General features: G+C 68.1%; 19 protein-coding genes and 1 pseudogene. 11 read left to right on the forward strand and 9 right to left on the reverse strand.

The features are described 5' to 3' along the window. Positions 1-93 precede the first annotated feature (93 nt). Complete coding sequence (locus A5736_RS14875; RefSeq protein ID WP_083667447.1) at positions 94-405, reverse strand: hypothetical protein; 312 nt, start codon at positions 403-405, stop codon at positions 94-96. A gap of 129 nt (positions 406-534) precedes the next feature. On the opposite strand from A5736_RS14875, the gene A5736_RS14880 reads away from it, so the two are divergent. After that, positions 535-1,218 (forward strand): HAD family hydrolase, encoded by a 684-nt coding sequence (locus A5736_RS14880; protein WP_076247008.1) that lies wholly within the window; start codon positions 535-537, stop codon positions 1,216-1,218. 3 nt (positions 1,219-1,221) lie between these two features. Here the strand turns inward: A5736_RS14880 and A5736_RS14885 are convergent, their stop codons facing one another. After that, the gene (locus tag A5736_RS14885; RefSeq protein WP_076247024.1) at positions 1,222-1,722 is read right to left on the reverse strand and encodes a DUF6328 family protein; all 501 of its coding nucleotides are present in this window, start codon (positions 1,720-1,722) and stop codon (positions 1,222-1,224) included. 169 nt (positions 1,723-1,891) lie between these two features. Next, positions 1,892-2,260, reverse strand: coding sequence for an STAS domain-containing protein (locus A5736_RS14890; protein WP_233148049.1), 369 nt, complete (start codon positions 2,258-2,260; stop codon positions 1,892-1,894). Between the two features lie 154 nt (positions 2,261-2,414). Here A5736_RS14890 and A5736_RS14895 point away from each other — a divergent pair, with 154 nt between their 5' ends. The 6 genes from A5736_RS14895 to A5736_RS14920 are packed head-to-tail and all read left to right on the forward strand — an operon-like array spanning position 2,415 to position 8,012. Beyond that, the gene (locus A5736_RS14895; RefSeq protein WP_076125331.1) at positions 2,415-3,317 is read left to right on the forward strand and encodes an STAS domain-containing protein; all 903 of its coding nucleotides are present in this window, start codon (positions 2,415-2,417) and stop codon (positions 3,315-3,317) included. 22 nt (positions 3,318-3,339) lie between these two features. Further along, positions 3,340-3,714, forward strand: a complete 375-nt coding sequence (locus A5736_RS14900; RefSeq protein WP_076059753.1) for an STAS domain-containing protein — start codon at positions 3,340-3,342, stop codon at positions 3,712-3,714. Next, positions 3,704-4,114, forward strand: coding sequence for an anti-sigma regulatory factor (locus tag A5736_RS14905; RefSeq protein ID WP_076125328.1), 411 nt, complete (start codon positions 3,704-3,706; stop codon positions 4,112-4,114). The genes A5736_RS14900 and A5736_RS14905 overlap by 11 nt, the downstream gene beginning before the upstream one ends. Then, complete coding sequence (locus A5736_RS14910; RefSeq protein ID WP_076247010.1) at positions 4,107-4,733, forward strand: SpoIIE family protein phosphatase; 627 nt, start codon at positions 4,107-4,109, stop codon at positions 4,731-4,733. The genes A5736_RS14905 and A5736_RS14910 overlap by 8 nt, the downstream gene beginning before the upstream one ends. Next, the gene (locus A5736_RS14915) at positions 4,730-6,946 is read left to right on the forward strand and encodes a SpoIIE family protein phosphatase (RefSeq protein WP_076247011.1); all 2,217 of its coding nucleotides are present in this window, start codon (positions 4,730-4,732) and stop codon (positions 6,944-6,946) included. Before A5736_RS14910 ends, A5736_RS14915 begins: the two co-directional genes overlap by 4 nt. A 46-nt stretch (positions 6,947-6,992) precedes the next feature. After that, the gene (locus A5736_RS14920) at positions 6,993-8,012 is read left to right on the forward strand and encodes an iron-containing redox enzyme family protein (RefSeq protein ID WP_076247013.1); all 1,020 of its coding nucleotides are present in this window, start codon (positions 6,993-6,995) and stop codon (positions 8,010-8,012) included. 3 nt (positions 8,013-8,015) lie between these two features. Here the strand turns inward: A5736_RS14920 and A5736_RS14925 are convergent, their stop codons facing one another. The 5 genes from A5736_RS14925 to A5736_RS14945 all read right to left on the reverse strand — a co-directional run bounded on the left by A5736_RS14925 (position 8,016) and on the right by A5736_RS14945 (position 11,048). Continuing rightward, the gene (locus A5736_RS14925) at positions 8,016-8,207 is read right to left on the reverse strand and encodes a CDGSH iron-sulfur domain-containing protein (RefSeq protein WP_076125320.1); all 192 of its coding nucleotides are present in this window, start codon (positions 8,205-8,207) and stop codon (positions 8,016-8,018) included. Continuing rightward, complete coding sequence (locus A5736_RS14930) at positions 8,204-8,884, reverse strand: HemK2/MTQ2 family protein methyltransferase (RefSeq protein ID WP_076247026.1); 681 nt, start codon at positions 8,882-8,884, stop codon at positions 8,204-8,206. The genes A5736_RS14925 and A5736_RS14930 overlap by 4 nt, the downstream gene beginning before the upstream one ends. 46 nt (positions 8,885-8,930) lie before the next feature. After that, positions 8,931-9,488 (reverse strand): type 1 glutamine amidotransferase domain-containing protein, encoded by a 558-nt coding sequence (locus tag A5736_RS14935; protein WP_076247014.1) that lies wholly within the window; start codon positions 9,486-9,488, stop codon positions 8,931-8,933. A 61-nt stretch (positions 9,489-9,549) separates the two neighbouring features. Then, positions 9,550-10,536: an LLM class F420-dependent oxidoreductase gene (locus tag A5736_RS14940; protein WP_076247016.1), complete on the reverse strand. Its 987-nt coding sequence runs from the start codon at positions 10,534-10,536 to the stop codon at positions 9,550-9,552. 47 nt (positions 10,537-10,583) lie between these two features. Then, positions 10,584-11,048 carry a GatB/YqeY domain-containing protein gene (locus A5736_RS14945; protein WP_076247018.1) on the reverse strand — a complete coding sequence of 155 codons (465 nt, stop codon included), beginning with the start codon at positions 11,046-11,048 and terminating at the stop codon, positions 10,584-10,586. A gap of 71 nt (positions 11,049-11,119) precedes the next feature. Between A5736_RS14945 and A5736_RS14950 the strand changes: the two genes are divergently transcribed. Genes A5736_RS14950 through A5736_RS14965 form a run of 4 tightly spaced genes read left to right on the forward strand, consistent with a single transcriptional unit; the run spans position 11,120 to position 15,104 of the window. Next, positions 11,120-12,322, forward strand: a complete 1,203-nt coding sequence (locus tag A5736_RS14950) for a hypothetical protein (protein WP_076247028.1) — start codon at positions 11,120-11,122, stop codon at positions 12,320-12,322. A gap of 24 nt (positions 12,323-12,346) precedes the next feature. Continuing rightward, the gene (locus A5736_RS14955) at positions 12,347-13,000 is read left to right on the forward strand and encodes a DUF4129 domain-containing protein (protein ID WP_076125311.1); all 654 of its coding nucleotides are present in this window, start codon (positions 12,347-12,349) and stop codon (positions 12,998-13,000) included. Further along, positions 12,982-14,130 carry a DUF4350 domain-containing protein gene (locus tag A5736_RS14960; RefSeq protein ID WP_076247020.1) on the forward strand — a complete coding sequence of 383 codons (1,149 nt, stop codon included), beginning with the start codon at positions 12,982-12,984 and terminating at the stop codon, positions 14,128-14,130. The genes A5736_RS14955 and A5736_RS14960 overlap by 19 nt, the downstream gene beginning before the upstream one ends. Next, entirely contained in the window at positions 14,127-15,104 is a 978-nt protein-coding gene (locus A5736_RS14965; protein ID WP_076125307.1) for a MoxR family ATPase, read from the forward strand. The genes A5736_RS14960 and A5736_RS14965 overlap by 4 nt, the downstream gene beginning before the upstream one ends. 8 nt (positions 15,105-15,112) lie before the next feature. Here the strand turns inward: A5736_RS14965 and A5736_RS14970 are convergent. Beyond that, positions 15,113-15,565 (reverse strand): annotated as a pseudogene (locus A5736_RS14970) (DUF58 domain-containing protein); the annotation flags it as partial. Between the last annotated feature and the right edge of the window lie 61 nt (positions 15,566-15,626).

Below are 15,626 nucleotides of genomic sequence, written 5' to 3' on the forward strand. Positions count from 1 at the left end.
GGGTGCTCCTTTCGGAGGAGGACCGGGTTGGCGCACTTGTCTGTACTCACCCGTGGCTCAGGCGATACCCCGTTAGGGGGCAGTTCACACCTGTCAGCTGCTGGGCGGGGGCGCGTCGGCGTCGGAGGCTTCCCATTGCCGCAATTCGGACCGGCGAACCCGGCGGTGGGCGTATGCCAGCCAGCCGGCGCCGGCCGCGGCGCACACGGCGGCCAGGATCACCGCCACACACCCGGCGACCGCATGACCGGTAGCCAGCGCGAACAGGCCCACGATCAGGGCGACGACCGCGATCGCCACCCCGGCCAAGCCGGGCGCATTGGCGCCGTTCTTCATGGATTCGCCGGCGTGCTGGCGGGTGGTGCGGGCATGATCAACCGGGTCGTGCCGGGAATCATCCACCATTGCTCCTAGTGAAAAGGGTTGCCTACCAAGCTCGTTTCCTCGAATTCCTTGCAGGTCTACCCGCGGTCCGCGGCGGCGAAACGACCCGCCGGCCGTGTCGGTGGGGCCCAGGGTGGGTATGCCGCAGCGATGACACCCGCTCGCGCCCCCGCGGTCCTGTTCGACATAGACGGAACCCTCGTCGACTCCAACTACCTGCACGTCTACGCCTGGCAGCGTGCCTTCGACGCCGAAGGCATCACGGTCGCGGCCTGGCACATTCACCGCTGCATCGGCATGGACGGCTCGAAGTTGGTGCGCACGCTATCCGACGACGCCCCGGACGACGTGCAAGAGCGGCTCAGCGACGCACACAGCCGCTACTACCGCGAGACGGCGTCCCTACTGCAGCCGTTGCCGGGCGCGCAAGCGTTGCTGCGCCGGGTCGCCGGGCTGGGGCTGCAGGTGGTGCTGGCCAGCTCGGCACCGGAGGACGAGCTCGAATTGCTGCGCAAGGCGCTCGGCTGCGACGACATCATCGCCGAAACGACGTCGTCACGCGACGTCGACACCGCCAAGCCCGAGCCGGGCATCGTGAAGGTCGCGCTGGACCGGGCCGGCGTAAACCCCGACCGGGCGGTGTTCGTCGGGGATGCCGTATGGGATGCCCACGCCGCGGCGGGCGCGGGATTGCCGTGCATCGGCATGCTGAGCGGCGGCATCGCCCGAGGCGAGCTCGAGGCCGCCGGGGCCGAACCGATCTTCGCGGGCCCGCTGGATCTCCTCGATCACCTGGAATCCACCCGCATCGCGGCGCTGGCGCCTAGCCCCTGATGGTTACATCCCCCGGGTGCGCAGGACCAACGGCAACACCCACCAGAAAAACGCGAACATGACAAGCGCGCACGCTCCCGCGATGAAGCCCACGTTGCGATTGGCTACCGCGGCGAAAATGATGATGGTCACCCCGGTCAGCGCGGCACCCAGCAACACCAGCCCGGCATAGGCGCACCGGTGTGCCGCAGACACCAGCACCTGCAATCGATGCCGCCGGAACAACATCCGATGCATGGCCACCGGGGAAATGAGCAACACCGTGGCGCCGACCGAAAAACCCACCGTCGCCAAATAGACCACCCGCAGCCCCCCGCCGAGGATGTCGAAGCGCTGCTGGAACGGCAGGGTGAGCAGGAAGCCGGTCAGCAGCTGCACCCCGGTCTGCACCACCCGCAGCTCCTGCAGCAGGCTGTTCCAATTGCGGTCGAGCCGTTGGATTTCCGTTTCGCCGCGTTCCTCGCGATCCCAGCGCTGGTCATCCTCCGGATGGTCGACATCCATGGCCGTGATCATCGCACCAGCCGGCGCATTTGTGGAGCGACCTCCCGTCGTACCGCAGCCACCGACGCCGACGGCCCGTTAGCTACGGCCGAAATGCCTTGCGCCATTGGAGAACTGACATTCCAACGCCCGCGCCCAGGCCGGCGGGCCCGACACGCCCGGGGTGACGTCAGTGGTTGAGCTTGCCGTCCCGTACCGCGGTCAACGCGTCGTCCAGCGTCGGATACAGCGGGAAGGTCTTGTCCAGGCCGGTCAGGTGGATTGGTCGTCTGGTCGCCGGACCGCGCGCGACCACCCCGAACTCGGTGGACTTGCCGAGTTTCTCGTAGGTCGCCGCGAGGATCTTCAGCCCCACCGAGCCGAGGAACTCCACCGCCGAAAGATCGATGACCAGCGCCGACGGACCATCCGCGACGACCGCGGTGATGGCTTGTTCCAGGGCCGGAGCGGTGACCAAGTCGATTTCGCCGCTCACACTGACCACGGACACGCCATCGTGGTCCGCAACCAACGTGGTAATCGAATCAGGTGCTGACAATGGCGATCCTTCGTCCTGGGCCTTAAGTGTGGTGCAAGCCTAGCCTGCTTTGCGAACTGCGAGAAACAAGAAGACCTCAACACCTGCCCCGCGACGGTCCAGGCTAGTCTCCCCATAGAACCTGCGCACTGCGACGCGGCACTTGGGAGGCCAGATGTCAGATTCGCCGTCGGATTTCGCCACCACCACCACCGCCGCGCAGCCGGGCAGCGTCTCCAGCGAGGGTCTGTTGCCGCAGCTGGTCCAGCATTTGCGGCAGAACCGGACCGTTTTGCGCGAGGAGTGGGCCCGCAGAATCACCGAGGCGCAATTGCTGACCGCGATGACGCCCGAGGAGCTGTTCTCCGAAGCCACGGCCGTCTACGACAACTACGTCGAGGTGCTCGAGACCGGTAGCGTGGAGGCGCTGCAGGCCTACGCGCGCGACCTGTCGGAACGCATCATCCCGCGAGGCGTGGAAACCGACGAGGTGCTCGGCATCGTGCTGCTGCTGCGCGACGTGCTGGCCCGCTCGCTGTTCGAGAAGTACCAGACCGAGTTCGGGATGCTGAACCGGGTGCTGGACGCCTACGAGCCGGCGGCCAACCGCATCGCCAACACCGTGGGCGTCAGCTTCGTGCAGGAGCGCGAGCGCATCATTCGCCAGCAGCAGGAGGCGATCCGCGAGCTGTCGACGCCGGTGCTGCAGGTGCGCGAGCAGCTGCTGATTCTGCCGATCATCGGTGTGCTGGATTCGCAGCGCGCCCGTCAGGTCACCGAACAGCTACTGCGGGCCATCCGCGCCAACCGCGCGAAGGTCGTGGTCATCGACATCACCGGTGTGCCCACCATCGACTCCACGGTGGCGAACCACCTGGTGCAGACGGTCGACGCGTCGGGTCTGATGGGCGCAAGCGTGATCATCACCGGCCTGTCTTCCGAGATCGCCCTGACGCTGGTGACCATCGGGCTGGACCTGTCGAAGATGAACGCCGTCGGTGACCTGCAGGGCGGTATCGAAGAAGCCGAACGCCTGCTCGGTTACGAAGTCACCCGCACCGGCGAGACCACCGGGTAACCACCGTTAGCACGAGCACCCCATGCCAGTCCCGATCCTGAAACAGGGCGCGATTCTCATCGCAACGGTGCAGTCCGCACTCACCGACTCCGAGACCGAACGGCTGCGCTACGACCTCATGGAGCGGGTGAGCCGGTTCCGCGCGCAGGGCATCATCGTCGACGTCACCGCCATCGACGTGATGGATTCGTTCGCCGCGCGGTCGCTGCGCACCATCGCGCACATGACCCGGCTGCGCGGCGCGGACACCGTGATCGTGGGCCTGCAGCCCGAAGTGGCCTTCGCCATGGTGCAACTGGGGCTGGCGTTCGACGACATGAACACCGCCCTGGACCTCGAAGAGGGCCTTGCCCTGCTGAATCGAAAATCGACGATCGGGCGCGACGGTGGAGGGTGACATCGTCGTCGACATCCACAACCCCGACGACATCGTCGCTGCACGCAAAGCCGGCCATGACCTAGCCCTCGACCTCGGATTCACGCTGACCGACGTCACCATGATCGCGACCGCGATCTCCGAAATCGCCCGCAACATCACCAGCTACGCGGGTCGCGGTGCGGTCCGGGTCGCGGTGGAGGACCGGGAGGGCCGCAAGGCCCTGGTGGTGCGCGCCGAGGACGACGGCCCCGGCATCGCCGACATCGAGCGCGCGCTGGAAGACGGATACTCCACCGGCCGCGGGCTGGGCATGGGCCTGCCTGGGGCGCGGCGCCTGATGGACCGATTGGTCGTGGAATCCGCTCGCGGCCGCGGAACGGTCATCGAGATGTGGAAATGGGTTCCGGGCCATGCATAAACACGGCCGGCTGGGACCGATCGAGTGGGCGAGGGCGGGTCGCCCACTGCCCGGCGAGTCCACCTCCGGCGACCGGGGTCTCGCGGTCGACATCGACGGCGAAGCCGCCCTGTTCGGTGTGATGGACGGCCTCGGCCACGGTCCTGCCGCCGCGGCCGCCGCCCTGCGCGCCATCGATGCGCTCGAAGACGCCCGTGGCGAGCGGCTCGAGGTTTTGATCCAGCTCTGCCACCGGGTATTGGGTGGCACCAGAGGGGCCGCGATGACCCTGGCGCGGGTCGATTTCGCGGCCAGCACACTGACGTGGACCGGGGTCGGCAACGTCAGCGCCAACCTGCTCGCCAAGGACGCGGCCGGCATCCACGTTCGATCCAGCGCGCGCCTTGCCGCGGGCATCGTCGGCTATCGCATTCCCGAAATCAGCCCGGCACAGGTCATTTCGATTCGCACCGGCGACCTCATCGTCCTCGCCACCGACGGCATCAACGAGGAGCACCTGGACCACCTCGACTTCGCAGCCCCGGCCGTTGCCATAGCCGAGGAGATCCTGACCAAGTACGCCAAGGAATCCGACGACGCGATGGTGCTCGCCGCGCGTCACCGGGGGGTGTCGACGTGACCGGCGGCAAGGACTTCCACGCGCAATACGTCGCCGCGCTGCGGGCCCATCTCGATAGCCGCGACGACGACAGCCTGGCAGTCGCCCATGAACTCGGGCGGCGGGCGCTGCAGGAACAGATCAGCACGCTCGACATCGTCGAGCACCACGTCAAGCTGCTTCTCGAACTCTCCCAGGACGTCCGGCTGGACGCGCCGGTAGCGCTGGAATTCCTGCTGCAGACGCTGGCGCCGCTGGATGTCGCGACGCGAGGATTCATCGACGGTACAAGGCGCTATGCGGAACAACGCGCCCGCGCCGAGGATCTCGCCGACCGCGACAAATTCCGTACCGCCCTGGTGAATTCGTTGCAAGAGGGCTTCTTCGTCGCCGACCACGAGGGCACCGTGATCGAGATGAACAACGCCCTCATCGACATCCTCGGCTATCCCGCGGAGGGTTTGCCGTATCGCTGGCCCCATCCGTGGCTGGTGGACAAGAAGACGGCGCGGCAACAGATCGCCCGAGTCGCCAGCGAGGGCGGCGCCGAGTACGACACACCGATTCGGCACCGCGACGGCCGCCTCGCCTGGGTGACGGTGAGCATCAATGCGGTCCGCGAGACCGACACGCACCGGGAAGCCTTCGTCGGGACGATTCGGGACATCACCGCCGAACGGGCGTTTGCGGCCCGCGAAAGCGCGGTGCTGCGCTTGGCCACCGCCGTGGCCGTGGCCAAAAGCGTCGATGAGCTGCTGTCGATCACCCTCGACGAGTGCCGGACGTCGATCGACGTGCAACGCGTGGTCGCCGTCTCCTGGCCGGCCGGGGACGCGGAACCCACCGTCCAGGTGGCCGGCGAGCCCGCCGAATTGAGCTGGCGCGACCTTGATCCGTGGTTGCGCAACACATTTCAGGACGCGCGCCACCAGCTGCCGCTGACGGCCAAGACCGTCGATCGGCCCGAAAGCCCCGGCAAGGCGCAGGGATTGGTCGCGGTGCTCTCCGGTGCGGGAGACCTCGCGTTGTGGCTGGAGTTTCGCACGCCCCGCTGGGTCAGTGCCGAGGATCGGCTCCTGGTCACGGTGCTCATCGGGCATCTGAGCCTGGCCGTGCAGCATGTCCGGCAGTTCGAGAGCGCCCGCGAGACGTCGCTGACGCTGCAGCGCGCGATGCTGCCGCCGCTGGAACCGCCGCCGGGCTTTGCCGTCTGCTACGAACCGGCCGTTCCGCCGCTGGAGATCGGAGGCGACTGGTACGACGTGTTGCCGATCGGTGCCCACCGCATCGGCATCGTTGTCGGCGACTGCGTGGGGCGGGGTCTGCCAGCGGCCGCGATCATGGGTCAGCTCCGCAGCTCGGCGCGCGCGCTGTTGATCAACGGCGCCGAACCGGCGCTGCTGCTCGAGCAGCTCGACTCGGCGGCATCCCTCATTCCGAACGCCTACTGCACCACCGTGTTCCTGGCGATCCTGGACACCGAATCCGGGGTGCTGCAGTACAGCAACGCGGGCCACATGCCCGCACTGCTCGCGGGCCCCGCGCCCGCGACGACGAGCGTGCTGACCGACGCCTCGTCGGTACCCCTCGCGGTACGCCGAGACGAACCGCGCCCGCAAACCTCGTTGGTACTCCCACCGGGCTCGACGCTGATGCTGTTCACCGACGGCCTGGTGGAACGCAAGCACGAGTCGATCGACCTTGGAATCGCGCGCGCCGCAGACGTTTTGACGGACGCGCTGCAGCTTCCGCTGGACGGCGTCGCCGACGCGGTGCTGCGTGAGCTGGCTCCGGCGTCGGGGTACGACGACGACGTCGCGATGGTGATATACCGTCACCAGCCGAAGCACTTCCGGACCGAAAGTGATGCCGCCGCAGACAATTTGGTCAACATCCGGCACCGGCTGGCGGTGTGGCTGCAGTCTGTCGGGGTGGCGAATGGGTTGGCCGCCGACATCGTGCTGGTCGTCAACGAAGCCTGCACCAACTGCGTCGAGCACGCGTATCGCGGACACCCCGTCGGGTTCATGCTGGTCGAGGCCAACGCCACGGAGGGTGAGATCCGGGTGCGGGTCGTCGATGCGGGTTCCTGGAAGACACCGGCCGCCAACCCGGGCAACAGCGGGCGGGGTCTGGTGCTGATGAGGGCGCTCAGCGACACGATGGAAATCGACAGTTCCCCAACGGGAACGACGGTCGACATCAGCTTCAGATCTTCGGTCGATCAGGTTTGATGGTCGCGCACCGTTTGCGCGCTCCCCGACGGTGGTACCCACAGGCGTGACCCGCGCATCGATCACGGTCGAACCCGCCCTTCCGGCCGCGCACGGGCCATTGTCGATGGCGGTCCGTCGTGCCTTGACGGGGCCGCCGTCGGGCGATCACCTCGTCCGCATCAGCACCTCCGTGCGGGATTCCGATCCCTACGGCCTGGACCTGCAGCTGGCCCTGTGCATGTGCTACGAGCTGCACTACCGGGGTTTCGCTGGCGTGGATCCCGCCTGGGAGTGGAATCCCGCGCTGCTGCACCTGCGCGCCGAACTCGAGCGGGCTTTCTTGGCGGGCGTGCGTCGCGACGTCGGACCCGTCGATCCCAACCGCACCTCGGCCGAGGAAATGGACGCCATCTCCCTCGAGCCCGTCGACGGCACCGGCCCGTCGTATTACCTGCGCGACACCGCGACCTGGCAGCAGATGCGCGAATACTTCGTGCACCGATCGCTGTATCACCTCAAGGAGGGCGATCCCCACGCGTGGGCGATTCCACGGCTGACGGGCCGCGCGAAGGCGGCGTTCGTGGCGATCGAGTACGACGAGTACGGTGCCGGCCAGGGCCCGCGGCTGCACCAGCAGCTCTTCGCGGACCTGCTGGCGGCCGCCGGGCTGGATTCGACGTATCTGGGCTACCTCGACGCCGTGCCCGCGGAAGCGCTTGCGGCGGTGAACCTGATGTCGCTTTTCGGCTTGCATCGCCGGTTGCGCGGCGCCGCGATCGGGCACTTCGCGTCCACCGAGATCACCTCACCGCCGGGCTCGCGACGGATGGTCCAGGCGCTGGAGCGGATGGACGCACCGCCGGAGTGCATCGCCTTCTACCGCGAGCACGTCGAGGCCGACGCGGTGCACGAACAGGTGGTGCGCCTCGACGTGGTCGGTGATCTCGTCGCTCGCGAACCGAGGCTCGATCGTGACGTGGTCTTCGGTATGCGTGCGCACGCGGTGGTCGAAAATCGCTTGGCGGACAACATCATCGCCGCCTGGAAGCGCGACGAGACGTCGCTACGGCGACCCCTCAATTAGCCCCTACGACGGGGTGCGGCGGCACCGCCGGTGGCTGGTGTCGCACAGCGGGTACTCCTTGCTGCGCGCGCAGGTGCAGATCGCGACCATGAATCGGTCTGATTCGACGACATGACCGTCGGGCATCTCGATGCGCACCGGGCCGGACACCAGCACCGGGCCCTTCGGTACCACCTGCACCCGGGTGCCGGTCATGGCTTGTCCGCCCGGATCACAACCAGTTCCTCTTCCCGGCGACCGCGTGGCAACCGCCCGGTTTCCTCCAGCCAGTCCGCGCGTGCGGACAGCACCGGGCCGAACGGAATCCACTGGGACGCAACAACATCGGCCTCGAGTCCGGAAGCCCGCAACGAGTCCAGCGACTGGCCGACACCGGCCAGCGCCGAGTGGACGAGTAACAGAGAACCGCCGCTGCACAACAGGTTTGATGCCGACGCGCACAGCGGATCCAGCACCAGCCGCCCGTCGGGACCCGCATTCCACGCCCATGCCGGGCCGGCGCTCGGCGAGATCGTCTCGGTGTCGTCGTCGGGCGGTGTCGGCACGTAGGGCGGATTGGACACGACCAGCTCGAACGGTTCGCAGCTCAGCGCCCCGATCCAGGAGCCCTCGCGAACGTCGACCTCGACCCCCGCAACTGCCGCGTTGCCCCGGGAGCAGCGGACGGCGTGCGGACAGATGTCGAAGGCGGTGATGCTGGCACAACCCATTTCGGCGGCGGCAATCGCGACGAAGCCGCTGCCGGTGCACAGGTCGAGCACCCGCCGCCGCGGAACCAGCCCGCTCAGGTGCATCGTGTCGACGAGCAATCGCGAGTCTTCTTGCGGCGGATACACACCGCCATCCAGCTGGGCCGCCTCGGCGACAAGCAGCTCCGACCGCAGATCCGGGCAGGTGGCCGTCACCGCTGGGCCCGATTCACGCGGATGCCGAGGTTCTCGCGAGCTGTTCGACCACCGTCGAGCAGAACGCGGGCAGGTCGGACGGCGATCGGCTTGATATCAAGTTCCCGTCGACCACGACTTCTTCGTCCACGACGCGCGCGCCCGCGTTGCGGAGGTCGGTGCGAATGCTCGGATACGAGGTGAGCGTTCGCCCGGACGCCACCCCGGCCTCGACCAGCGTCCAGGGTCCGTGGCAGATCGCGCCGACCGGCTTTCCCGAGTTGACGAAGTCTCGGACGAACGAGACCGCCGAACCGTCCAGCCGCAACTTGTCCGGATTCACCGTGCCGCCGGGCAGCACCAAGCCGTCGAACTGGTCGACCGAGGCGTCCGTCACGGCCTTGTCCACCGCGAAGGTGCCCGCGGGCTCCAGATCGTGGTTACGCGCTTGAATCTCACCGGATTTCAGCGACAGCAGTTGAACTTCGGCCCCCGCGTCCTCCAGCGCCTCACGCGGCTGTTCCAGTTCGACCTTCTCCACACCGTCGGCCGCCAAAATGGCGATTCTCTTGCCTTGCAATTCGTTTGACATCGTGCCTTTCCTTCTGACGTTGGAGTTCGAATACCCTTGCCAAAGCCCACCAAACTCGCGGTCAGTTCGCGGCGGCCCGCAGCGCCCGCAGCAACGGTTCGGCCGCTTCCTTCAGGAAAAGCTCCTGGGTGTCGCCGCCGATCTGAAGCAATGCCACATCGGTGAACCCGGCCTCCCAGTACGGCCGGACGGCGTCGACGATCGCATCGAGGTCGGGTCCGCAGGGAATGCTCTCGGCGACGTCTTCGGGGCGCACGAATTGGGTCGCACCGGCGAAGCCGGCCGGCGTTGGCAGGTCGGCGTTGACCGCCCAGCCGCCGCCGAACCACCGGAACTGGTCGTGGGCACGTTCGATCGCCGTGTCGCGGTCGGGATCCCAGCTCACCGGGATCTGCCCCACCACCCGGCCGCCTTCGGTCCCGTTGGCGGCCTGACGCGCGGCATGCCACGCGCCCACCAGGTCCGCGTCGGGTTGCACGGCGATCAGGTGATCGGCGAGCTTGGCGAATTTCTCGACGCCGTTCGGGCCGCTCGCCGCCACGCCGATCGGGACCGGCACGTCGGGCACGTCCCACAGCCGTGCCGAGTCGACTTGAAAGTAGTCGCCGCGCCAGTTCACCAGCCGGCCGCCGAACAGCTCACGAATGATCTTGATGGCCTCGCGCAGCATGTCCTGCCGGCGCTCGACGGTCGGCCAGCCGGCGCCGACGACATGTTCGTTGAGGTTCTCGCCGCTGCCCAACCCGAGTGTGAACCGCCCGTCGGCGAGAATCTGCACGGTCGCAGCCTGCTGCGCGACGACGGCGGGGTGATACCGCATGGTCGGGCACGTCACGTAGGTGTACAGATCGACCCGGTCGGTGGCGTTGGCCACCGCGCCCAGCACCGCCCAGGCGTTCGGTGCATGTCCCTGAGATGTCAGCCACGGTGAGAAGTGATCACTGCAGACTTCGAAGTCGAATCCGCGGTCTTCGGCTGAAATCGCATAGCGGACAAGGTCTTTGGGGCCGCTCTGCTCGGTCATCAAGGTATAGCCGAACTTGGTCATAACCGACCTGTACCCCGCGACGACTAGCGCAAACAGGTCAAACGGGGTTAGAGGCGCTCCCTGACCGCGGCCGACAGTCGCGCGCCGTCGGCCTTGCCGGCCGCGATGGCGGTGGCGGCCTTCATCACCTGGCCCATCTGCTTCATGCCGGGGCGCTCTCCGATGGCCTCGGCCACCTGCGCGATCGCGGTGTCGGCGACGTCGGCCAGCTCGGCCTCGGTGAGCGGTGTGGGCAGGTACTCGTCGATGATCCGCGCTTCGGCGTGCTCGTTGGCGGCGAGCTCGCCCCGGCCATTCTGGGTATAGATCTCGGCCGACTCGCCACGCTTCCGCGATTCCCTGGCCAGCACCTTGATGATTTCCTCGTCGGACAGTTCGCGGGCCTGCTTGCCGGAGACTTCCTCGGTCTGGATCGCCGCCAGCACCATCCGCAGCGTCGCGGTCCGCAGCTTGTCCTGCGCCTTCATCGCCTGGGTCAGGTCGGCCCGGAGCCGGGATTTCAGTTCCGCCATGCGTGAGACGCTACGCGCCGGGACCCCGCTTCTGATTGTGAAATGCCGCGACCGCCGACAGGATGGAGGCCATGACCCACGACGGCGCGCCCGCCGGCTATGGCGCCCCGCCGCCCTATGCTGCGCCACCGCCTTATGGCCCGCCACCCGCGTACGGCCCCCCGCCCGGGTACGGTCCGCCACCTGGGTATGGGGCGCCGCCGGGGTACGGGCCGCCGCCGGGGTACGGGCCGCCGCCCGGGTACGGCGCACCACCGGGGTTCGGTGCCTGGCCGGGCTATGGCCAGTCCCCGCCGGGCCAGGTGCCGCTCAAGCCCGGGATCATCCCGCTGCGCCCGTTGTCGCTGAGCGACATCTTCAACGGCGCCGTCGGCTACATCCGCACCAATCCGAAGGCGACGCTGGGATTGACCGCACTGGTGGTCGTGGTCATGCAGATCATCACGCGGATCGCCTTCTTCGGACCGTTGGCCGCCTATGGCCGGCTCAACACCGACAAGCCGGACGAACTTTCCTTGGGCGTCGTGGGCGCGTGGCTCGCGTCGATGTCGGGCAGCCTGCTGGTCACCTGGCTCGGCAGCATGATGCTGTCCGGAATGCTGACCGTCATCGTCGGGCGGGCGGTGTTCGGTTCGACGATCACCATCGGCGAAACGTGGGCCAAGATTCGCGGGCGGCTGCTGCCCCTGCTGGCCTTGGCGATGCTGGAAGCCGCCGTGGTGGTGGCCCTGGCGGGGTTGGTCGCGGTGATACTCGCCGTGGCCGCGGCGATCGGCAACGGTGCCCTGGCGGTATTGCTGGGATTCCCGTTGCTACTCGGCATGATCGCGGTGCTGGTGTACCTCTACACGGTGGTGCTGTTCGCGCCCGTGCTCATCGTGCTGGAGCGGCTGCCGGTCATGAACGCGATCACCCGCTCCTTTGCGCTGGTTCGCAATGGTTTCTGGCGGGTGCTGGGGATTCGGACCCTGACGTTCATCGTGGCATCCGTCATCGCCAATGCGATGGCCACGCCGTTCAGCATCGTGGGCCAGATCATGTTTGCCGGGGACACGTCCATTTCCGCGCTGCTCATCAGCACCTCGATCGCCTCCGTCGGGGCGGCGATCGGTGAGATCGTCACCGCACCCTTCAACGCCGGAGTCATCGTGCTGCTCTACACCGACCGCCGCATGCGCGCCGAGGCGTTCGATCTGGTGCTGCAGAGCGGCGCCGCTGGCGGCCCTTACGCGACCGCGTCCACCGACAACCTGTGGCTGACCCGGCCCGCGTAGGGGCCGAGCGAGGACGAGCTGACAGTGCCTTCCATCGACATCGACCGCGATGGCGCCCACCTGGCGGCCCAGACCGAACTCGGCAAGCCGATCTATGCGAAGGCTTCCGCGACACAGCAATTCGTCGAGTGGCTCAACGAACAGATCTACCGGCTGTTGCAGAAGACGGCCTCGATACCGGGCGGGTGGTTCACCACCATGGTGCTGCTCATCCTGCTGGGGATTGCGGTGGTGGTCGGCGTCCGCATCGCCCGGCGCACCATGCGCACCAGACGTGGCGGCGACCACCAGCTCTTCGAAACCGTTGAGCTGACCGCCGCCCAGCATCGCGCGACCGCGGAAAGCTATGCGGCGGAGGGAAATTGGGCCGCAGCGATTAGGCACAGGTTGCGTGCCGTCGCCCGCCAGCTCGAGGAGACCGGCGTCCTCAACCCGGCTCCCGGCCGCACCGCCAACGAACTGGCGCGGGACGCCGGCGCGGCGTTGCCTCATCTGGCGGGTGAATTATCCGAGGCGGCAACGGCATTCAATGACGTCACCTACGGTGAGCGTCCCGGTACCCAGGCCGCCTACCAGATGATCGCGGACCTCGACGACCACCTGCGATCGCGTGCACCGGCCGCCGCCGCGGCGACCGCGGAACACGTCGCCGCCGAATCATGGGCGCAGGTCCGATGACGGCCACCATCGAGAAACGGCCGGCGGCCCGATGGCGCGTCTGGACCTGGGTGCTGCTCACGCTGGTCGTGCTCACCGTCATCGCCGGGATCGGTGCCTACCTGACCGAACCGCGGCCCGGTACCCCGATGGATCCCGCTTCGACCGGGACCGACGGCGCGCACGCGCTGGTGACGCTGCTGCGCGACGGCGGTGTGGAGGTCATCGCGGCCAACAGCATCGCCGACGTCGAGCGGGCGGCGCGCCCCAACACGCTGATCCTGATCGCGCAGAGCCAGTATCTGACCGACGACGCCCTGCTGGACCGCCTGGCGAAGGCCCCCGGCGATCTCCTGTTGGTGGAGCCCACGGCGCGAACCCGCGAGGCACTGATGCCGGGCGTGGGCATCAAGCCCACTAGCAACTTCGACAGCAACCCCGATTGCTCGCTGCGCGAGGCCACCCGGGCCGGAGCGGTGCGGTTCGGGCCGAGCGTCACCTACGAGGCCAAGGATGGCCGCACGATGACCCGCTGTTACGGCGGGGTCCTGATCCGGTTCCGGGACCACGGGCGGACCGTAACGGCCGTCGGCAGCGGCGATTTCATGACCAACGGCGGCCTGTTGCAGGCGGGCAATGCCGCGCTGGCGATGAACCTCGCCGGCGACCGGCCCCGGGTCATCTGGTACGCGCCCCATCGTGTCGAGGGCGAAACATCGTCCCCGGCATCGGTTTACGACATGATCCCGGAAAACGTCACCTGGATCGTCTGGCAGCTGTGCGTGGTCGTGCTGCTGGTCGCACTGTGGAAGGGCCGCCGGCCGGGTCCGCTGGTGGCCGAGGCGTTGCCCGTCGTGGTGCGGGCGTCGGAGACCGTGGAGGGTCGCGGCCGGCTGTACCGGTCCCGGCGGGCGCGCGACCGCGCCGCCGAGGCGTTGCGCACCGCCACACTGCAGCGGCTGGTGCCGCGGCTCGGCCTGGGCGCGGGCGCGGCGCCGCCGGCGGTGGTGGCGACCGTGGCCGAGCGGAGCGGGGCCGACGCGGGATTCGTTGCCTACCACCTGTTCGGCCCGCCGCCGGCCACCGACAATGACCTGCTACAACTCGCCCGAGCGCTCGACGAAATCGAAAGGCTGGTCGCACACCCGTGACACAATCGTCCCCACCGCAGACCCCCGTCGCCGAATCCGCGCGAAATGCGTTGCTGGCGTTACGAACCGAGCTGGCCAAGGCCGTCGTCGGGCAGGAAGGAGTTGTCAGCGGCCTCGTGATCGCGTTGCTGTGTCGCGGCCACGTGCTGCTGGAAGGCGTTCCGGGAGTGGCGAAGACGCTACTGGTCCGGTCGTTGGCCGCGGCGCTGCAGCTGGAATTCAAGCGGGTGCAGTTCACCCCGGACCTGATGCCCGGCGACGTCACCGGTTCGCTGGTGTACGACGCGCGCACCGCCGCGTTCGAATTCCGGCCGGGCCCGGTGTTCACCAACCTGCTGCTGGCCGACGAGATCAACCGCACCCCGCCGAAAACCCAGGCCGCGCTGCTCGAGGCGATGGAAGAGCGGCAGGTCAGCGTGGAGGGTGAAGCCAAGCCGCTGCCCGACCCGTTCATCGTCGCCGCCACACAGAACCCGATCGAATACGAGGGCACCTACCAACTGCCCGAAGCGCAACTGGACCGCTTCCTGCTCAAACTGAACGTGACGCTGCCGCAGCGTGATTCCGAGATCGCCATCCTCGCCCGACACGCGCACGGCTTCGATCCGCGCGATCTGTCGGATATCAAGCCGGTTGCCGGCGCCGCCGAACTGGCGGCCGGCCGGGAAGCGGTCCAGCAGGTGCTGGTCGCCGACGAGGTGTTGGGCTACATCGTCGACATCGTCGGGGCCACCCGCTCGTCGCCCGCATTGCAGCTGGGCGTGTCACCACGCGGGGCGACGGCGGTGCTGGGCACGGCCCGATCCTGGGCGTGGCTGTCCGGCCGCAACTACGTCACGCCCGACGACGTGAAGGCCATGGCGCGCCCGACGCTGCGGCACCGGGTGATGCTGCGCCCCGAGGCGGAGCTCGAAGGCGCCACCCCCGACGGGGTGCTCGACGGAATCCTGGCGTCGGTTCCGGTGCCCCGCTAGTGATCCTGACCGGGCACCGGCTGAGAGCGCTGGCGTCCGGCGAACCCGAGCGGCCCGATCGAACGGGCCGTGACCACAGCCGCGCGCTGATCGCCGCGGCGAACCGGCCGCAGGACGCTGAGGACGTGCTGGCGCTGCCCTGCGGCGATGTCGACGGCGTGAATGCGTGGTTCGGCTCGTGCGCTGGGCGGCCAGGCGTCGCGGAGCTGGCCGCGGAAGCGCCGGCGGCCGTCGTTGTAGATGTCCAGGCTCGCGTCGACCTGCTGACCGAGCCGCGCCGAACTGTCGGGGGACCGGGTGAAGCGCAATCCGCCGGGGCTGGCCGCCAGCGCGATATCGGCGACGACGACTATCGCCAGCGCCACCAGCAGCGCCACGAAAGCCTTTGCCGGCCACGGCGACAGCGCGATCGGCAGAACCAGGATCAGCGCCGCCAGGCCGGTGCGCCCGGTCAGGATCACTAGCGGGGCACCGGAACCGACGCCAGGATTCCGTCGAGCACCCCGTCGGGGGTGGCGCCTT

Source organism: Mycobacterium sp. SP-6446, from assembly GCF_001954045.1.
Classification (GTDB): Bacteria; Actinomycetota; Actinomycetes; order Mycobacteriales; family Mycobacteriaceae; genus Mycobacterium.

Excerpts from the sequence above, each read along its gene's own strand:
- A5736_RS14940 (WP_076247016.1), bottom strand. The coding sequence starts at position 10,536 with ATGACCAAGTTCGGCTATACCTTGATGACCGAGCAGAGCGGCCCCAAA.
- A5736_RS14895 (WP_076125331.1), top strand. The coding sequence starts at position 2,415 with ATGTCAGATTCGCCGTCGGATTTCGCCACCACCACCACCGCCGCGCAG.
- A5736_RS14910 (WP_076247010.1), top strand. The coding sequence starts at position 4,107 with ATGCATAAACACGGCCGGCTGGGACCGATCGAGTGGGCGAGGGCGGGT.
- A5736_RS14960 (WP_076247020.1), top strand. The coding sequence starts at position 12,982 with ATGGGCGCAGGTCCGATGACGGCCACCATCGAGAAACGGCCGGCGGCC.
- A5736_RS14950 (WP_076247028.1), top strand. The coding sequence starts at position 11,120 with ATGACCCACGACGGCGCGCCCGCCGGCTATGGCGCCCCGCCGCCCTAT.
- A5736_RS14875 (WP_083667447.1), bottom strand. The coding sequence starts at position 405 with ATGGTGGATGATTCCCGGCACGACCCGGTTGATCATGCCCGCACCACC.
- A5736_RS14880 (WP_076247008.1), top strand. The coding sequence starts at position 535 with ATGACACCCGCTCGCGCCCCCGCGGTCCTGTTCGACATAGACGGAACC.
- A5736_RS14885 (WP_076247024.1), bottom strand. The coding sequence starts at position 1,722 with ATGGATGTCGACCATCCGGAGGATGACCAGCGCTGGGATCGCGAGGAA.
- A5736_RS14935 (WP_076247014.1), bottom strand. The coding sequence starts at position 9,488 with ATGTCAAACGAATTGCAAGGCAAGAGAATCGCCATTTTGGCGGCCGAC.
- A5736_RS14900 (WP_076059753.1), top strand. The coding sequence starts at position 3,340 with ATGCCAGTCCCGATCCTGAAACAGGGCGCGATTCTCATCGCAACGGTG.
- A5736_RS14945 (WP_076247018.1), bottom strand. The coding sequence starts at position 11,048 with ATGGCGGAACTGAAATCCCGGCTCCGGGCCGACCTGACCCAGGCGATG.
- A5736_RS14925 (WP_076125320.1), bottom strand. The coding sequence starts at position 8,207 with ATGACCGGCACCCGGGTGCAGGTGGTACCGAAGGGCCCGGTGCTGGTG.